At 42.5% G+C, this 17,653-nt stretch carries 16 protein-coding genes; 8 read left to right on the forward strand and 8 right to left on the reverse strand.

The genetic code is table 11. The annotated features are described in order from the left end of the window. Positions 1–6 precede the first annotated feature (6 nt). Entirely contained in the window at positions 7–1,836 is a 1,830-nt protein-coding gene (locus tag HFD85_RS19425) for a sodium:solute symporter family protein (protein ID WP_167613622.1), read from the reverse strand. Between the two features lie 246 nt (positions 1,837–2,082). On the opposite strand from HFD85_RS19425, the gene HFD85_RS19430 reads away from it, so the two are divergent. Next, complete coding sequence (locus HFD85_RS19430; protein WP_167613623.1) at positions 2,083–3,084, forward strand: FAD:protein FMN transferase; 1,002 nt, start codon at positions 2,083–2,085, stop codon at positions 3,082–3,084. A gap of 509 nt (positions 3,085–3,593) precedes the next feature. Here the strand turns inward: HFD85_RS19430 and HFD85_RS19435 are convergent. After that, a complete protein-coding gene (locus HFD85_RS19435) occupies positions 3,594–3,842 on the reverse strand; it encodes a hypothetical protein (RefSeq protein WP_167613625.1) in 249 nt (82 codons plus the stop codon). Positions 3,843–4,006: 164 nt separating this feature from the next. Here HFD85_RS19435 and HFD85_RS19440 point away from each other — a divergent pair, with 164 nt between their 5' ends. The 5 genes from HFD85_RS19440 (at position 4,007) to araA (ending at position 8,513) form a co-directional block, all read left to right on the forward strand. After that, positions 4,007–4,375: a hypothetical protein gene (locus HFD85_RS19440; protein ID WP_167613627.1), complete on the forward strand. Its 369-nt coding sequence runs from the start codon at positions 4,007–4,009 to the stop codon at positions 4,373–4,375. Continuing rightward, positions 4,368–5,024: a 3-keto-alpha-glucoside-1,2-lyase-like domain-containing protein gene (locus HFD85_RS19445; RefSeq protein ID WP_167613629.1), complete on the forward strand. Its 657-nt coding sequence runs from the start codon at positions 4,368–4,370 to the stop codon at positions 5,022–5,024. The genes HFD85_RS19440 and HFD85_RS19445 overlap by 8 nt, the downstream gene beginning before the upstream one ends. Positions 5,025–5,055: 31 nt before the next feature. Continuing rightward, positions 5,056–5,328, forward strand: a complete 273-nt coding sequence (locus HFD85_RS19450; protein ID WP_167613631.1) for an acylphosphatase — start codon at positions 5,056–5,058, stop codon at positions 5,326–5,328. Between the two features lie 120 nt (positions 5,329–5,448). Further along, positions 5,449–6,882 carry a pyridoxal-dependent decarboxylase gene (locus tag HFD85_RS19455; protein WP_206082033.1) on the forward strand — a complete coding sequence of 478 codons (1,434 nt, stop codon included), beginning with the start codon at positions 5,449–5,451 and terminating at the stop codon, positions 6,880–6,882. 125 nt (positions 6,883–7,007) lie between these two features. Next, positions 7,008–8,513 carry an L-arabinose isomerase gene (gene araA, locus HFD85_RS19460; protein ID WP_167613633.1) on the forward strand — a complete coding sequence of 502 codons (1,506 nt, stop codon included), beginning with the start codon at positions 7,008–7,010 and terminating at the stop codon, positions 8,511–8,513. A gap of 186 nt (positions 8,514–8,699) precedes the next feature. Here araA and nth read toward each other — a convergent pair whose 3' ends face one another. Beyond that, the gene (gene nth / locus HFD85_RS19465) at positions 8,700–9,347 is read right to left on the reverse strand and encodes an endonuclease III (RefSeq protein ID WP_167613635.1); all 648 of its coding nucleotides are present in this window, start codon (positions 9,345–9,347) and stop codon (positions 8,700–8,702) included. Positions 9,348–9,646: 299 nt separating this feature from the next. On the opposite strand from nth, the gene HFD85_RS19470 reads away from it, so the two are divergent. Both HFD85_RS19470 and HFD85_RS19475 read left to right on the forward strand, forming a co-directional pair. Next, a complete protein-coding gene (locus HFD85_RS19470; protein WP_167613637.1) occupies positions 9,647–10,900 on the forward strand; it encodes a serine hydrolase domain-containing protein in 1,254 nt (417 codons plus the stop codon). Positions 10,901–10,908: 8 nt separating this feature from the next. After that, complete coding sequence (locus HFD85_RS19475) at positions 10,909–12,807, forward strand: ABC-F family ATP-binding cassette domain-containing protein (protein WP_167613639.1); 1,899 nt, start codon at positions 10,909–10,911, stop codon at positions 12,805–12,807. 15 nt (positions 12,808–12,822) lie between these two features. On the opposite strand, the gene HFD85_RS19480 is transcribed toward HFD85_RS19475, so the two are convergent. The 5 genes from HFD85_RS19480 to kduI form a co-directional block, all read right to left on the reverse strand. After that, a complete protein-coding gene (locus HFD85_RS19480) occupies positions 12,823–13,209 on the reverse strand; it encodes a DUF3276 family protein (protein WP_167613641.1) in 387 nt (128 codons plus the stop codon). A 174-nt stretch (positions 13,210–13,383) separates the two neighbouring features. Continuing rightward, positions 13,384–14,259 carry a bifunctional methylenetetrahydrofolate dehydrogenase/methenyltetrahydrofolate cyclohydrolase FolD gene (folD, locus tag HFD85_RS19485; protein WP_167613643.1) on the reverse strand — a complete coding sequence of 292 codons (876 nt, stop codon included), beginning with the start codon at positions 14,257–14,259 and terminating at the stop codon, positions 13,384–13,386. Positions 14,260–14,297: 38 nt separating this feature from the next. After that, complete coding sequence (ffh, locus tag HFD85_RS19490) at positions 14,298–15,635, reverse strand: signal recognition particle protein (RefSeq protein ID WP_167613645.1); 1,338 nt, start codon at positions 15,633–15,635, stop codon at positions 14,298–14,300. A 356-nt stretch (positions 15,636–15,991) separates the two neighbouring features. Beyond that, positions 15,992–16,795 carry a gluconate 5-dehydrogenase gene (locus tag HFD85_RS19495; RefSeq protein WP_167613647.1) on the reverse strand — a complete coding sequence of 268 codons (804 nt, stop codon included), beginning with the start codon at positions 16,793–16,795 and terminating at the stop codon, positions 15,992–15,994. Positions 16,796–16,810: 15 nt separating this feature from the next. After that, positions 16,811–17,653 (reverse strand): 5-dehydro-4-deoxy-D-glucuronate isomerase, encoded by an 843-nt coding sequence (gene kduI, locus HFD85_RS19500; RefSeq protein ID WP_167613649.1) that lies wholly within the window; start codon positions 17,651–17,653, stop codon positions 16,811–16,813.

Genomic DNA, 17,653 nt, shown 5'->3' on the forward strand with positions numbered 1-17,653 from the left:
ATGTTATTAGTTTTCAGGAAGTTTATCCCACCATGTCTTTTTCAGAATAAATAAGCACACCACAGTAATCGCTATCGTTATCCAAATCGGGATGGCATCCTGCAATACCACATAAATCGGGAGAGCCACCAATGCCGTTTGTGCGATGGTACCAATTACCACGTTAAACATGTCGCGTTTAAATGTTTTATTCGGAACAAAATCAGGATCTTCGGCCATCACTTTTTCGCGGATCGGCCCCCAGAATCCCCAGGGATTTACTGTTTTATAGAAATCCTTTAATGTAGCCTCATCGGTAGGTTTGGTAAGGAAAGTCCCCAGAATTGCACCTGCGGTTGAAATGAGCAACAACCAGGGGAAATAATATAAATCAAGTGTTTCGGAGAAAACATACGGGAAGATTAGTGCAGGAATCAGGCCAAACACCATTCCCCAGAAATAGCCATAGCCGTTGAAACGCCACCAGTACCATTTCAACACATTCGACACCACGTAGCTTCCGTAAAGCGCCGAAACAATCCACTGCAGCACGCTGTTAACATCCTGCGCAAAAACTCCAAAAATGATACTTACGATCACTACCAGAATACCGGTGAGGTAGTTCATATTTTTAAGTTGGCGGTTATCGGCATCGGGGCGTACATAGCGCAAGTAAATATCGTTTACAATGTAAGCCTGGGCAGCGTTCAGTGTTCCGGCAAAGGTTGAGTTAAAAGCTGCAAGCAATCCGGCCAGCAGCAGCCCCATAAAACCAACCGGCACGAACTCGGCAATGGCAGAAGGAAGAATTTGTTCGAAGTCGATTTGCCCGGCTACTAAAAGGTTCAACTTGTCGTAATATAAAATGGCCAAAACAGCAAAACCGGCGATCATAAAGTAACGGATCGGCATCAACACCACCGACACGAAACCACTCATTTTCGCAGCTTCCTTTGGCGATTTGGTCGACAGGATCTTCTGCATATCGTAAGTTGGTGCCGGCCCGGCAATTGAAACCAGCACACCTTTAAACACCATCATCATAAAGAAGATAGAGAATAGTGAATAACCGTCGCTGGCAATTTTTGCATTCACTTCGTCGATAATTCCGGTCCAGTTCAAATCATTAAGCTTCCAGCCAAAAAACGGAGAAGCCCAGCCCTCCGGCACATTCAACGTTTCAACGGCAAGCGCTTTCATTGCCAGAACACCAATCAGAATAGCCGAAATAGTCATGATGATGTATTGAAGCACATCGGCCCAAACAATACTGGTCATACCGCCCAAAACGGCATAAAACACAGCAAACATGGTAAACATGATTCCGTAAATGTGCGGAACGTATTCTATTGGAACATTAAAAGGTATATAAGGCGCAACAATGTCCCAGGGGATAAATATCATTACAAATTTTCCGAGCCCTATAAAACCATAGGCCAGGTAGCCTAAACACATAATGAGTGCAAACACAACAACAACACCATGCGAAAGGTTACTGTCGCGCGAGCGACCAAAACGGGTGTTGATCCATTCGGCTCCGGTTGTTACTTTTGAGCGCCGCAACCAGATACTCAGAAACACCATCAAAAAAACCTGGTTGAAAACCGGCCACAGCCAGGGGATCCAGATACTTTTTAGTCCGTAAACAAAAAGCAACGTTACCAGCCACATGGTTCCCGAAATATCAAACATCCCGGATGCATTCGACAAGCCAAGCATGTACCAGGGCAATTTGTTCCCTCCCAGCAAATAGTTCGACTTACTTTTCTGCGCAACTTTTTTAAGAACCAGGCCAATTACAACCGTGGCAATCAGATAGGTAAAAATGATGAGAATATCAATAAAATTCAGTTTCATTGAGTGTTGATTTGTGTTTTGATTTAGCAATTTTCCCGGACTTGTCTTTTGCCCGTACTTTATGGTCGTAATATTACAGAAAACTACTTACAGAAACAACAAAACATTTCTTTTATGTACAAAATACAATATCCTCGATTATTGATTTGTAGATTTATTGAACGAGGACGGTAATCAAGCATTAAAAGCGAAAATAAAACCTTGTTCTATCACGAATTTTATAATTTCGCTGGAAATATGTAAGTGATGAAGATTCCTTCTGTACAATTCATTGTTTTAGCGCTGCTTATTGCACTCGGTGCCTGTAATCCAGGCAGCCCAAAATATGTTGCCAACAACGGTTCGGTTTACGGCACCTATTACAACATTAAATACGAAAGCCCCGACGGCTCCGACTTTCAAAAGCAGATTGACGAGGAGTTTCATCGATTAACACTTATTTTTTCGCATTACGAAAAGGAGGCTACCATCACAAAAATAAATCGCAACATTGACGTTACGCCTGAACCGGAATTCATAAACTGCTTTAATCGTGCTGAAGAAATTTCGGAAATCACCGGTGGTGCTTTTGACATTACTGCCGGACCGCTGATAAACGCCTGGGGCTTTGGGCCGGATGACCGTAAACGAATGACACCCGAAATTGTAGATTCGCTAAAAGCTTTTACCGGCTACCACAAGGTTAACTTAATCGATGGAAAGATCGTAAAAGGCAACCCGGCCATGCAACTCAATATGAGCGCCATCGCAAAAGGTTATACCTGCGATCTGATAGGTGAATTGCTTGCGGCGAAGGGATGCGAAAATTACATGATTGATATTGGCGGAGAAGTGGTTGCCAAAGGTAAAAACGAAAAAGGAAAAGTGTGGACAATCGGTATTCGCGAACCGAACGAAGATCCGTTCAACACCAGTTTAAATGCGGCCATTATGCTGCCCGATCATGCGCTGGCAACTTCAGGGAATTACCTTAATTTTTATGAAGAAAACGGAAAAAAATACGCGCATACAATCGACCCTGGTTCAGGTTATCCGGTGCAACACAGCCTGCTTAGCGCCACCGTTCTGGCCAGCGACTGTATGACTGCTGATGCATTTGCCACCTCATTTATGGTGCTTGGAAAAGACGAAGGAATTAAAATTGCTGAACAAATACCCGATATGGAGATCTACTTTATTTATGCTGATGAAAACGGGGATAACCAGGTTTACATGTCAGATGGATTTAAAAAGTACCTCAGAAAGTAGGAAAGTGTTCAGTTGGCAGTAGCAGTTGGCAGTCTCAGTATTCCGAGGATTGTAGCTTCCTTACATTCAATCCTTCAGTCCCTCAATCCTTCAATTGGCAATAGGCAAAGTTACAGTTGGCAGTACAGTTGGCAGTCTCAGTATTCCGAGGATTGTAGCTTCCTTACATTCAATCCTTCAGTCCCTCAATCCTTCAATTGGCAATAGGCAATAGGCAATAGGCAAAGTTACAGTTGGCAGTACAGTTGACAGTCTCAGTATTCCGAGGAATGTAACTTCCATGCGTTCAATCCTTCAATCCTTCAGTCCTTCAATTGGCAATAGGCAAAGTTGCAGTTGGCAGTAGTAGTTGGCATTCTCAGTATTCAGAGGATTGTAGCTTCCATGCGTTCAATCCTTCAGTCCCTCAGTCCTTCAATCCTTCAATTGGCAATAAGCAAAGTCGAAGTTAACAGTTTAGCAGTTTTACAATTTGACAATTCCTCAATTTTGAGCATAAAAAAAGCCGGTTACTTACCGACTTTTATATCTGATGCAATAGTTGCGTTATTAAATTTGACTTTGCGCCAGGCATCACGCTGCTCCATTTTATCCTGGGTCTGCGCACAATGTATTTTCTGGCGTTTCAAGTATTTGTTACCTCCAACATGGGTATTCACAAATTTTCCACCTTTCAGAAATACAATTCGAACTGCTATTCCAAAGATCCCAACTGCTAACACTGCAAAGGCAAACAAAATCACTTTTAAAATTTCCATTTTACTCCTCCTCTCAAAATTATCGTTGCAAAATTATATTTTTCAATTGATTAATCCCTACCAGAATAACTAATTTAACGACGATTTGTTGTGGTTCATCTAAAACTTTACAGAATACGCAGGAGTTTTTGTAAATTCAAAACACAAACAAAAAACAATACGTCATGGAAAAACACATTAACATTGTTGCAGCACTTCAAATCGGGCTAAGTATCTTAAGATTAATCATTATCGGAATTGTCTTCGCTATTCTCCATTTTGTAGGCGATTTCAGTGGCGATCACGATGCACAAATGGTTCTCTCAATCATTGCGAATGTAATGATCGTAGTTTGTACCATCCTCAGTTTACCATCCATCCTGGCCGGAATCGGATTGTTTAAACGTAAAGAATGGGCCCGCATTTTAACACTTATAATTTCAGTACTTGAACTGATTAACTTTCCGATCGGAACAGCTGTTGGAGTTTATTCCATTTGGGCGCTGTCGCAAAACGAAACCGTTGAGTTTTTTAAAAACAAACAAGATGACTAGGATACATTTAATCATACCCATAGTGCTGGTACTGTTTACAACTAACCTGTTTGCTCAGCTTGTAAAACCAGAACTTCCCGGTGCGTCAGATAAACAAGAATGGGTGGTCTACAATAGAGAGATTGCTTGTATTATGGCGGAACTTGGCAAGATCGAGAGTATTTTGTTGAATTCAAACGAAGGAGACGGATTGGTGGTTTATCAGAATCTTGAATTTGAAAATGGAACGATCGAAGTGGATTTAAAAGGGAAAGATGTGTTGCAGCGCAGTTTTCTTGGCATTGCCTTTCATATCCAGGATGAAAACAGTTATAATGCCGTATACTTCCGCCCCTTTAACTTTAAAAAGCCGGAGCGGGCCGGTCACTCGGTTCAATACATCAGTCATCCCGAATTCGCATGGCATAAACTTCGGTCCGATTTTCCTGAACAATTCGAAAATCCGGTCACGCCGATCCCTGATCCGAATGACTGGTTTCATGCTAAAATAGAAGTTAGCTGGCCAAATGTGAAAGTTTATGTTGATGATGCAGAAGAACCATCTTTAGCGGTTAAAATGAAAAGTGCGTTTCAAACAGGAAAAGTTGGTTTCTGGGTAGGTAACGGCTCCGATGGCAGTTTCAGGAATCTTACCATTGTAAAAAAGTAATAGAATTGTTTGGCACTTTATACGGTTTAAAATGCTTCAATACGAAATTAAGATAAGTGGTCGGGTTCAAGGCGTTGGATTCAGATATTTCACGCAGAAACAAGCCACCATTTTCGATTTAACCGGTTGGGTAAGAAACACACCAAGCGGTGGAGTTGTAGTTATGGTTCAGGGCGAAAAAGCGGTCCTGGATACTTTTGTCGATTACCTTCGTATCGGCCCTCCCCTTTCCCGCGTAACTACCGTTTCGGTTGTTGAAATGAAAATCACAGAGAACTTTTCGGATTTTCGTGTGAAATACTGAAACTTCATTTCTTTCTTAATGAAGAAATCCTGTTTTCTTTTCTGTACTTATAAGTAGCCAATTTGAGATTCAGCATTCCACATAATTGGTATATTTACGGTTAAATAAAACCGAATAACGTTGGAAAACCAAAACTACCACATGAGCCCCGAGCAGTTCAGAACAGAGGGCAAAAAAATTATCGACTGGATTGCCGATTATTACGAGAACATTGAAAAATACCCTGTACTGTCGCAGGTAAAACCTGGTGAAATCATTTCATCACTGCCCAACCATCCGCCACAAAAAGGTGAATCGATGGAGCAGATGATGCAGGATATCGATGAGAAAATCATGCCCGGGATCACCCACTGGCAGTCACCCAACTTTTTTGCTTATTTCCCTTCAAATACTTCATTCCCGTCCATTTTAGGCGATTTGGTTTCTTCGGGACTGGGAGTTCAGGGAATGATCTGGGCAACCGGCCCGGCAGCTACCGAGGTGGAGACCCGCGTTCTGGATTGGCTGGCCGAAATGATGGGCATGCCAGAGAAATTCAAATCCACTTCAAGTGGCGGCGGAGTGATTCAGGATACAGCTTCAACATCGGCACTTACAGCTGTTATTGCAGCACGCGAAAGAGCCACTCAATATGAATCGAATAAAACGGGCGTTCGCCAAAAACTGGTCGCTTACATTTCAACTCAAACCCACTCATCGCTCGAAAAAGCCATAAAAATGGCGGGGATTGGCAAAGACAACCTTCGACTGATTGCTGTGGATGAAACATTTGCGATGCGTCCGGAAGTGCTCGAATCTCAAATTCAGAAAGATAAGGACGCCGGATTACAACCTTTCTTTATCTGCGGAGCACTAGGAACAACTTCTTCAAATGCCATGGATCCGCTGCGAGAAATTGGGGAAATTGCCAATAAGGAAAATTGCTGGTTTCATATCGATGCGGCTATGTCGGGAACCGCAATGCTTTGTCCCGAGTTCCGTCATTTTATGGACGGTGTTGAACTGGCCGACAGCTATTGCTTTAATCCACATAAATGGATGTTTACCAATTTCGATTGCGATGTTTTTTGGGTAGCCAACCGCAACGAACTCATTAATACCTTCTCCATTCTTCCTGAATACCTGAAGAACAAAGCCACCGAATCGGGTGCTGTATTTGATTACCGCGACTGGCACGTACAACTTGGACGGCGCTTCCGTTCGCTCAAACTTTGGTTTGTTATCCGCCACTACGGAGTTGAAGGACTGCAATTCCACATCAGGAAACACGTTGAACTCACTCGCACATTTACCAACTGGATTAACGAATCAGATGATTTTGAATTGGTAGTGGAGCCACCTTTAAACCTGGTGTGTTTCAGGCACAAAAAGGGCGACGATTTCAATATGAAATTAATGAATGCCATTAACGAAACAGGTAAACTATTCTTCACTCATACTAAATTAAACGATCAGGTTGTATTGCGAATGAGCATTGGGCAAACTAATACGGAAGAAGAACATGTAAAAGCTGCATGGGAAATGATCAGCAATACAGCTTCATTACTATCGTAAAATACTTTTGAACGTTTCAGAACGGGCAGTTTTATACTTCCGGAATAATTAACTATTTTTAAAAGTGTAATTTTTACGTTTATTGGATTTTTTATTACTTTAGCGACAAAATAAATCAATAACAGATGACAGACATTAAAGATATGAAAGTTTGGTTCGTGACTGGTAGCCAGCACTTATACGGACCTAAAACCTTACAACAGGTTGACGTAGATTCTTCAAAAATTGTTGACGGATTAAACGCTTCAGGTAAACTTCCGGTTGAAGTTGTTTTTAAACCGGTTGTAAAAACTCCCGACGAAATTCTGAATATTTGTGTTGAGGCAAGTGCTGATAAAAACTGTATCGGTATTATCACCTGGATGCACACTTTCTCTCCCGCTAAAATGTGGATTGGTGGTCTGAAAGCACTGAGCAAACCATACATGCACCTGCATACTCAATTTAACCGCGATCTTCCATGGAGCGAAATCGACATGGATTACATGAACCTTCACCAGAGTGCACACGGTGGCCGCGAATACGGTTTCATTAACGCCCGCATGCGTAAAAACCGTAAAGTAGTTGTTGGTCACTGGCAGGACGAAAATGTTCAGACTCAGGTTGGAAACTGGGTACGAACTGCAATTGGATGGGCCGATTCTCAAGGACTGAAAGTTGCACGTTTTGGTGACAACATGCGCGAAGTGGCCGTTACGGAAGGAGATAAAGTTGAAGCTCAAATTAAATTTGGCTGGCAGATTAATGCTTATGGTCTTGGCGATTTGGTAAAATACATTGATAAAGTCACCGATGCCGAAGTTGATGAACTTTACAAAGAATACGAACAAGAATATGCAGTTGCTGAAAACTGCAAACCAGGTGGCGAATATCACGAAAATGTACGTGTTCAGGCACGTTACGAAATCGCTTTGAAACGCTTCATGGTAGATGGTAATTTTAAAGCCTTCACTACAAACTTCGAGAACCTTACCGGTTTAAGTCAGTTGCCTGGATTGGCTTCGCAACGTTTGATGGCTGCCGGTTATGGTTTTGGTGCCGAAGGTGACTGGAAACAGGCTGCATTGCTTCGCATTGTTAAAACCATGTCGGAAGGCATGAAAGGTGGTAGCTCGTTTATGGAAGATTACACTTATCACCTTGATCCGGCGAACGAAGCTGTTTTGGGAGCTCATATGTTGGAAATTTGTCCTTCGATTGCCGCTAAAAAACCACGTCTCGAAGTTCAGCCACTTGGAATCGGTGGAAAAGATGCTCCTGCCCGTTTGATTTTCGAAAGCGAAACCGGCGACGCCATGAATGTTACCATGATCGATATGGGTAACCGTTTCCGTATAATTGTGAATACTTTGGATGTGATCGAACCACTTGATACCATGCCAAAATTACCGGTAGCATCGGCATTCTGGAAAACGCATCCGAACCTTGCCGACGGCGCTGCAGCCTGGATTTACGCTGGTGGAACACACCACTCTGTATTTACGCTTGCATTGACGCCTGATTTTATTGAAACATTTGCAGAATATGCCGATATTGAATTTGTGATTATTGGTAAAGACACCAAGGTTCCTGAATTCAAAAAAGAATTAAAATGGAACGAAGTGTATTACATGCTGGCAAAAGGATTATAGATTAGTATTGATAATAGTAGTAAAAACACCTGGTGGAATATGTTCTGTCGGGTGTTTTTTTTTTACTACTGTAATCCTTTTCGTATTGAAGAAGAATCACTGGATTCTGGTTAAATAAGAGATTACTTCAATGCATGTTGGCGGTTTGCATTGACAGTGGTGGTCTGTTCCGGATTGAACTTTAATTCACGTCCTTTTCATCTCTTTCTTGTAGAATTTGCAAACTTGGGTCAAACCACATTTTTCGCATTTTGGTTTGCGGGCCAGGCAAGTGTAGCGGCCATGCAAAATCAGCCAGTGATGCGCTTTGGGCACCAATTCTTCCGGTATGTATTTCATCAGTTGCATTTCGGTGGCCAGCGGCGTTTTTGCATTGGTGCTTAACCCAATACGTGCAGCTACCCTAAAAACATGCGTATCAACTGCCAATGCCGGTTTATTATACACAACCGAAGCAATAACGTTAGCCGTCTTTCTTCCTACTCCCGGTAATTTCTGCAAATCATCCACATCACTGGGAACCACACCGTCGTACAATTCGATAAGTTTCTGCGCCATTCCCACCAAATGCCTGGCTTTATTATTCGGATACGAACAACTTCTAATGTAGTCAAACACCTCCATCGGTTCGGCCTCAGCCATTTTTTCGGGTGTCGGAAAACGTTTTAACAAATCCGGGGTAATTTGATTTACTCGCTTGTCAGTGCATTGAGCAGATAGTATTACCGCAACAATTAATTGAAAAGGATCTTCATAATCCAGTTCGGTCTCCGCAATTGGCATCGCCTCCTCGAAATATTGAATGACATATTCGAATAATTCCCGTTTTTGCATAATTATTCAGTTTTGCTCAAAAATAATTGATTTTTTTTTACTCCTCTTGTAACAATTTTCCATTATTGGTGTCTATATAAGTGTAACGCTTAAGCACCATTTCTCCCCTTTATAGAAATGGTTTTAAGTTAATAATTAAACAGACGTATAAAAAGCCGGTGTTGACCGGCTTTTTTATTAGCTGTCTTTGATATTAATACTAAATGGTTTATAATTATTTAATCTTCATTACCCGCATCACTTTCATTTAGTCGATAAAGTTTTATTTTTGTGAGAAATGCGGAAGGAATTATAGTTAGATGAGGAAGAAAAGATACTACTTTGTTGTTATTCTGGCAGTACTACTGCTGATTGCTTTTAAGATGCAATCCTTCAAAAGTCAACCTGTTGAAGTAGCACAGGTTGAAGAACCTACTCCACCACCCTACAATCCTGTTATAGAAATTCAAAATCCCCTGGCCCGTTTCGACAGCATACTTGATGCTAATGTAAAAGCATCGGGAGTGGTTGGAGCTGCAGCAGTGGTTACCTATAAAGGCAAAATTGCCCTTATGAAATGTTATGGCGTTCGCAAAGCCGGAAGCAACGAACCAATCGATAAAAACACCATCTTCAGATTAGCTTCCGTCTCAAAATCAATTACCGGTGTTTTGGCCGGCATTCTCGATGATGAGGATATTGTTGATCTCGATGACAGAGTCATTGATTACATTCCCGATTTTTCGCTTAAAACTCAAAAAAGCACCAACGAACTGCGGATTCGTCATATACTGAGCCACACTTCAGGATTGATCCCGCATGCTTACGACCTGATGGTTGAAGATCATGTTCCGCTTGATAAAATAATAGAAAGGCTTGATGAAGTTGACGTCACTGCAGCACCCGGACAACTTTATGGTTATCAAAATGTGGTGTACAGCATTTACGATCCAATCACGAAAGCAAAAACCAAAAAAAACTACGATGCCTTGATGCAGGAAAAAGTTTTTGGACCTTTTGGGATGCATGACGCATCCGTAGGTTTTGACGCTTTTGAGAACGATGATAATAAAGCCTGGCCACATTTCAACAAGGGGCATAATCGATTTAGTCCGATGCGACTGAATGACCGCTATTACAACACTGCACCGGCTGCCGGCGTAAATGCCAGTATTTCTGATCTTGGAAATTTGCTTGCGCAGCTTACCGATCCGGAATCGAAAGCCTTATCGAAACATGCGCGTGAGACCATTTTTACCCCGCAGGTAAAATCGCCATTAAGCAGAAATTATTTCAGGAGCTGGGGACGTGGCATTCAGTCGAAACAATATTCCATAGGCTGGCGCATTGTTGATTACAAAGGCCGACGCGTAGCCTACCATGGTGGTTTTGTATCGGGCTATAAAGCCGAAATTGCCTATTGCGAAGACGATGAAATCGGTATAGCATTTTTATGCAACTCTCCGGCCAGCGAAACCGCTAAAAATATTCCTGCATTCCTCAATATCTTGTTTGAAGAACAAGACAGGCTGGCAGAAAATAAAGCAGCAGAATCGGCTGCCGACAAATCTTAAAAATACATATGAAACCATATCTGCAAGCCGAAAACCTCTCGAAGCGTTGGGGTGAGCTCATGCTTTTCGAGAATATTTCATTCACAATTTTCGAAGGCCAAAAAGTGGCTCTGATTGCCAAAAACGGAACCGGGAAATCTTCATTATTGAATATTCTGGCGGAAAAAGATACAGCTGATGCCGGCGATGTAACACTCACGAACGATGTAAAAGTGGGGTATTTTGAACAGATCCCCGATTTGAATCCTTCGCACACCGTTATTGAAGAAATTTTTACCAGCGACAACGAGAAAATAAAAACGGTTAAAGCATTTGAGCTGGCAGTAACCAAAAACAACCAGGATGAAATTGCCAGTATTTCGGCTAAAATGGATGAACTAAATGCCTGGGCAATTGAAGTGGAGATCAAACAGATTCTCAGCCAACTCAAAATTAATTTCCTTGATCAGTTGGTTTCGCAACTTTCAGGCGGGCAACAAAAAAGGCTTGCGCTGGCCAAAGTGTTGATAGACCAACCTGATCTGCTGATCCTCGACGAGCCCACCAACCACCTCGATCTGGAAATGATTGAATGGCTGGAAGGTTACCTCGAAAAAACTAAGTCGACACTATTGATGGTGACACACGACCGTTATTTTCTCGATCGCGTGTGTAACGAGATCATCGAAATGGAAGACAACCAGATTTACCGCTACCAGGGAAACTACTCCTATTTTCTTGAAAAGCGCGAAGAAAGGATCCAAATCCAGCAGGCCACGGTAGCTAAAGCGAAAAACCTGTTGCGCACTGAAATCGAATGGATGCGTCGGATGCCACAGGCCCGCAGCCACAAAGCCAAATACCGTATAAATGCTTTCTACGATCTGAAGGAAACCGCCTCGCAAAGAATGAGGGATGACAAGGTGGAACTAAACGTAAAATCGTCACGGCTGGGGAAAAAGATCGTGGAACTGCATCACATTTCGAAATCATACCCCGGTGTCAAACTAATAGAAGATTTTTCGTATAAATTCCAGCGTTTCGAAAAAGTGGGCATCATCGGGAAGAACGGAACCGGGAAATCCACATTTCTGAACCTGGTTACACAAACCATAACTCCGGATTCGGGAACACTTGAAATAGGAAGTACCATAAAATTTGGTTACTATCGCCAGGAAGGAATTTCATTCGATCCAAAAGAAAAGGTAATTGAAGCCGTCCAGAAGATTGCCGAATTCATCCATTTCGAAGATGGTTCGAAAATGAGTGCTACTCAAATGCTGACACGCTTTCTGTTTCCGCCCGAAACACAATACAACTATATCGAAAAACTAAGTGGTGGCGAGCAACGGCGTTTGTACCTGTGCACGGTGTTGATGCAGAATCCGAATTTCCTGATCCTCGATGAGCCCACTAACGACCTCGACATCATGACCCTGAATGTGCTCGAAGATTACCTTCAGGCTTTTGCCGGTTGCGTTGTTATTGTTTCGCACGATCGCTTTTTTATGGACAAGATCGTCGATCATCTTTTTGTATTCGAAGGAGAAGGCACTGTCATCGATTTCCCCGGGAACTACACCATCTATCGCAACAAAGTTGAAGAAGATCAGGAGAAAGAAAAGGCAAAGGAACAGGCGAATAACAGGGCGCAGAATCAGGCAAAGGCTCAGGATCAGGCGAAGGGAAAGTCAGAAGAAAAGGGACAAAGTAAACGCAAACTTTCGTTTAACGAAAAACGTGAGTTCGAGCAGCTTGAGAAAGAAATCCCGGAGCTGGAACAGCAAAAAACTGAACTTGAAGATCTGATGAATTCAGGCGAACTGCCTCACGATGAACTCTATGAAAAATCGCTGGAACTGGACAAAATAAAAACTCTTCTCGATGAGAAAGAGTTTCGGTGGTTGGAATTAAGCGAATTGAATTAAGCGACCAAATCGATTCTAAATATCGTCGAATTCAACGTTGGTGTAATCTTTGGCCGGCTCTTTTTCTTCATATACCACCTCTTCCTTAGTCTCGTCGTTCTGGTCAACAACACCTTCCGGCTGATTATTGTGAATGTAACCAACAACCTCATTCAGGCTGTCCATAAACTTTTCGAAATCTTCCTGGTATAAAAAGATTTTGTGCTTTTCGTAAGTAAACTTACCATTGTCGCCAAAACGCTTTTTACTTTCGGTAATGGTTAAATAATACTCGTCGTTCCTGGTACTTTTTACATCGAAGAAATAAGTACGTTTTCCTGCTCGAATTACTTTTGAATGAATTTCCTGTTTGAATTTACTATCCGGCTTCTTTGCTCCCTCCTTATTGTCAACACTTTCCATTCCTAATTCTTTTGATTTTTGATTTAGTTCAACTCAAAAATAGAAAAATATTTTAGAAATGTAAGCAAATGGCCATAAAGCTGACATTTTGAAAGATTTTAATCAGAAGCTGCAAACACAAAAAAAGGGAATCATAGAGACTCCCTTTCTAAATATAAAATTGTGTAATAAAACTTATTTGTAAATCTCTTTTTTAGCCGAAAGCAACGTATTCAGCAAAAGTGAGGTTCGGGTCATTGGCCCTACTCCACCCGGAACCGGAGTGATGTATGAACATTTCGGTGCTACCTCATCGAAAAGTACATCACCTTTCAATTTCCAGCCCGATTTGGTTTGATCGGATTTTACGCGCGTAGTTCCAACATCAATAACCACGGCGCCTTCTTTCACCATGTCGCCTTTTACAAACTCCGGCACTCCCATCGCGACGATCAGAATATCAGCATTCCTGCAAACCTCTTTCAGGTTAGCGGTACGACTGTGAGCAACTGTTACGGTGGCGTTCATTTCCTTTTGCGACATCAGCACGCTCATCGGGCGGCCAACAATGTTGCTTCGTCCCAGCACCACGCAGTTTTTACCGCTGGTTTCAATGTTGTATCGTTTCAGTAACTCAACAATTCCGTATGGTGTGGCCGAAACAAACGATGGCAAACCAATTACCATCCGGCCTACATTGATCGGGTGAAAACCATCAACATCCTTTTTCGGATCGATGGCTTCAATAATTTTTTGTTCCGAAATATGCTTTGGCAAAGGCAACTGAACGATAAAACCATCCAGGTCTTCATCCTTGTTTAGCTCATCAACTTTTGCCAGCAATTCTTCTTCTGTAACATCGTCTTCGTAACGGATTAACGACGACTTAAAACCAACGGCTTCACAGTCTTTAATCTTGTATGCTACGTATGTTTCACTTCCACCATCGTGACCAACCAAAACAGCAGCCAGGTGCGGTTGTTTACCTCCGCTTTCAACAATCTTTTTTACTTCTTCCGCAATTTCCTGCTTGATTTCGGCAGCTACTTTGTTCCCGTCAATAAGGTTCATATTTTTCTTCTTAGAAGTTTATTCTCGTGTATTGTACTTTATCTTCTTCCACGCTGTTGCATGCCCGACATCATCCGCTGAACGTTTTTGCCCTGCGAAACCATGCGCATCATTTTGCGGGTTTCAGCAAATTGTTTCAACAGTCGGTTTACTTCCTGAACATCGGTTCCCGATCCATCTGCAATACGTTTTCTGCGCGATCCGCTGATAATGGAAGGATCCTCACGCTCCATAGGAGTCATCGAATAAATAATGGCTTCAATGTGTTTAAAGGCATCATCATCGATATCCATGTTCTTCATGGCTTTTCCCATTCCCGGGATCATTCCAACCACATCCTTCAGGTTACCCATTTTTTTGATCTGGTTGATCTGCTTCAGGAAGTCGTTAAAATCGAAAGTATTTTTTGCCAGTTTTTTCTGAAGTCGCTTGGCTTCTTCCTCATCAAACTGTTCCTGTGCTTTTTCAACCAGCGAAACAATGTCACCCATACCGAGAATACGGTCGGCCATACGGTCGGGGTGGAAAATGTCAAGCGCATCCACTTTTTCGCCGGTACCCACAAACTTGATCGGTTTTTCAACTACCGAACGGATTGAAAGTGCGGCACCACCACGGGTATCACCATCGAGTTTGGTAAGAATAACACCGTCGAAGTCGAGTCGGTCGTTAAATTCCTTGGCTGTGTTCACAGCATCCTGACCGGTCATCGAGTCCACAACAAAGAGAATTTCATCGGGATTGATGGCGGCTTTGATAGCTGAGATCTCGTTCATCATCTGCTCGTCAACAGCCAAACGACCTGCGGTATCCACAATTACTACATCGTGTCCTTTTGCTTTGGCTTCCTGGATAGCGGCTTTGGCAATCTTAACCGGATCCATGTTTCCTTCTTCGGTATAAACCGGAACACCGATCTGTTCACCCAAAACTTTCAGCTGATCGATCGCAGCGGGACGGTAAACGTCGCCTGCAACCAATAAAGGATGACGGCCTTGTTTCTTTTTCAGGAGGTTGGCCAGTTTGCCCGAGAAAGTGGTTTTACCCGAACCCTGCAGACCTGCCATCAGAATCACTGCTGGTTTGCTTTTTAGCTCGATTTCGGCGGCTTTTCCGCCCATCAGTTCAGCCAGTTCGTCTTTAACGATCTTTACCATCAACTGCCCGGGTTTAACAGCGGTAAGTACCTGCTGTCCCAGCGCTTTATCTTTTACATCGTCGGTAAATTTCTTGGCAATTTTATAGTTAACGTCAGCATCAAGCAATGCACGACGGATATCTTTTAAAGTTTCAGCAACGTTGATCTCAGTAATCGTCCCCTGGCCTTTTAACAGTTTAAAGGACCGTTCCAGCCTGTCACTTAAATTCTCGAACATGCGTTTAATTCTTTTGAAATGAGGTGCAAAAATAGAAAAAAAAAGCTAAAGCTCTAAGCTCAGCTCATCCAAATACTTTTTTAAATATTGCGGGTTTAATCTTAATTTTATTCCTCGCAATAGCCGCAAAATAACCCGCAAAAATCGCTAAGACAAAAACTAAAAGTGACTCCCTCTTAATTAAATAGTGCAGTCCTTTTTAGTTAATGGGATATCAATTACACCGGGTTAAAGCCACGGTGAAAAACAGTTAGCTACCCAGCCTATAAATGGCGGTGAAAAATATGACGCAAAAAAACCGTTCCGTAAACTTGGAAATTCACAGAACGGTTCTTTGTATTTTGTTGATTTACCGCTTATTCCGGCAGATCGTTTTCGCCTTTTACATAACCAAAGTTGGCCAAGATACCTCCGTCAACATACAACACGTGTCCGTTTACAAAGTCGCTGGCTTTCGATGCAAGGAAAAGTGCCGCATTACCAACATCTTCAGGTTCTCCCCATCTTCCTGCCGGTGTACGAGTCATAACCAGGTCGTTGAACGGGTGACCACCTTCGCGGATTGGTGCCGTTTGCGAGGTTGCAATGTAACCCGGTCCAATTCCGTTGATTTGTACATTGTATTTCGCCCATTCGCAAGTCATGTTAGCCGTAAGCAGTTTTAAACCTCCTTTTGCAGCCGCATAAGCAGAAACCGAATTACGTCCGTAAACACTCATCATCGAACACATGTTGATGATCTTTCCTGAACGTTTTGCAATCATTTTTGGAGCAACACGTTTTGAAACAATGAGCGGTGCCACCAGGTCAATATCGATTACCTGTTTGAAATCGGCTACCGGCATATCGAGAATCGGAATGCGTTTGATGATTCCGGCATTGTTCACCAGAATATCAATATCACCAACTTCTGCCTCAATTTTCGAGATTCCGGCATCAACATCTGCTTCGTTTGTAACGTCGAATTTCAGCGTATAAACATCAATACCAAATTCAGCATATTCAGCTTTGCAGCTCTCGAGTTTTTCTTCCGAAATATCGTTCACACATATTTTAGCGCCAGCCTGGCCAAGCACTTTTCCAATGGCCATTCCAATTCCGTGAGTTCCCCCTGTAATCAGGGCAACTTTTCCGGTAAGGTTAAATAATTCCTGTATCATAATTTTGATTTTTTATTAGCGTAAATCAGTTGGAGCGATCACATCCATATCCGTGTAATCGAGATTTTCACCTGCCATTCCCCAGATAAAAATATAGTTTGAAGTTCCGGCAGCAGAGTGGATCGACCACTCAGGCGAAATTACAGCCTGTTCGTTGGCCATCCAGATGTGACGTGTTTCGTTTGGCTGGCCCATAAAATGACAAATAGCTTGCCCTTCGGGTACGTTGAAGTAGAAATATACTTCGTTACGGCGACTGTGCTGGTGAGGTGGCATGGTATTCCAAACGCTACCAGTTTTCAACTCCGTCATTCCCATTTGCAGCTGGCAGGTTTCAACCACACCGTTAATCAGCAACTGGTTGATGTTACGCTCGTTTGAAGTCTCAAGCGCTCCGAGGTGCAGCACATTGGCATCGCCCATGGTTACGTGTTTTGTTGGATATGCTTTGTGAGCAGGTGCCGAATTGATGTAGAAATGCGCAGGATTTGATGCATCATCCGATTTGAACAACACTTCTTTACTTCCCTGTCCGATATAAATGGCATCTTTAAAATCCATTTTAAATTCGGTTCCGTCAACCACGATTGAACCAGGTCCGGCAACATTGATCACTCCCACCTCGCGACGCTGACAGAAAAATTCAGCTTTTAACGGATCGATTGCTTCCAGCGGCAAAGCCTCTTCAACCGGAACAGCACCACCAACAATGTAGCGCTCGATCGATGAATAGACCAAACGGATATTTCCGGGATCCATTAATTTTTCTACCAAAAATTCTTTTCTTATTCGCTCAGTTCCGTACGATTTAAAATCCTCGGGATGATAAGCAAATCTTTCCTCATAAATTGTAGCCAT

This window comes from Maribellus sediminis, assembly GCF_011799805.1.
In the GTDB taxonomy this organism is placed as follows: Bacteria; Bacteroidota; Bacteroidia; order Bacteroidales; family Prolixibacteraceae; genus Draconibacterium; species Draconibacterium sediminis_A.

Bases quoted from the DNA above. Each gene is read 5' to 3' on its own strand.
- HFD85_RS19425 (WP_167613622.1), bottom strand. From the start codon at position 1,836: ATGAAACTGAATTTTATTGATATTCTCATCATTTTTACCTATCTGATT.
- HFD85_RS19430 (WP_167613623.1), top strand. From the start codon at position 2,083: ATGAAGATTCCTTCTGTACAATTCATTGTTTTAGCGCTGCTTATTGCA.
- HFD85_RS19435 (WP_167613625.1), bottom strand. From the start codon at position 3,842: ATGGAAATTTTAAAAGTGATTTTGTTTGCCTTTGCAGTGTTAGCAGTT.
- HFD85_RS19440 (WP_167613627.1), top strand. From the start codon at position 4,007: ATGGAAAAACACATTAACATTGTTGCAGCACTTCAAATCGGGCTAAGT.
- HFD85_RS19445 (WP_167613629.1), top strand. From the start codon at position 4,368: ATGACTAGGATACATTTAATCATACCCATAGTGCTGGTACTGTTTACA.
- HFD85_RS19450 (WP_167613631.1), top strand. From the start codon at position 5,056: ATGCTTCAATACGAAATTAAGATAAGTGGTCGGGTTCAAGGCGTTGGA.
- araA (WP_167613633.1), top strand. From the start codon at position 7,008: ATGACAGACATTAAAGATATGAAAGTTTGGTTCGTGACTGGTAGCCAG.
- nth (WP_167613635.1), bottom strand. From the start codon at position 9,347: ATGCAAAAACGGGAATTATTCGAATATGTCATTCAATATTTCGAGGAG.
- HFD85_RS19470 (WP_167613637.1), top strand. From the start codon at position 9,647: ATGAGGAAGAAAAGATACTACTTTGTTGTTATTCTGGCAGTACTACTG.
- HFD85_RS19475 (WP_167613639.1), top strand. From the start codon at position 10,909: ATGAAACCATATCTGCAAGCCGAAAACCTCTCGAAGCGTTGGGGTGAG.
- HFD85_RS19480 (WP_167613641.1), bottom strand. From the start codon at position 13,209: ATGGAAAGTGTTGACAATAAGGAGGGAGCAAAGAAGCCGGATAGTAAA.
- folD (WP_167613643.1), bottom strand. From the start codon at position 14,259: ATGAACCTTATTGACGGGAACAAAGTAGCTGCCGAAATCAAGCAGGAA.
- ffh (WP_167613645.1), bottom strand. From the start codon at position 15,635: ATGTTCGAGAATTTAAGTGACAGGCTGGAACGGTCCTTTAAACTGTTA.
- HFD85_RS19495 (WP_167613647.1), bottom strand. From the start codon at position 16,795: ATGATACAGGAATTATTTAACCTTACCGGAAAAGTTGCCCTGATTACA.
- kduI (WP_167613649.1), bottom strand. From the start codon at position 17,653: ATGGCTACAATTTATGAGGAAAGATTTGCTTATCATCCCGAGGATTTT.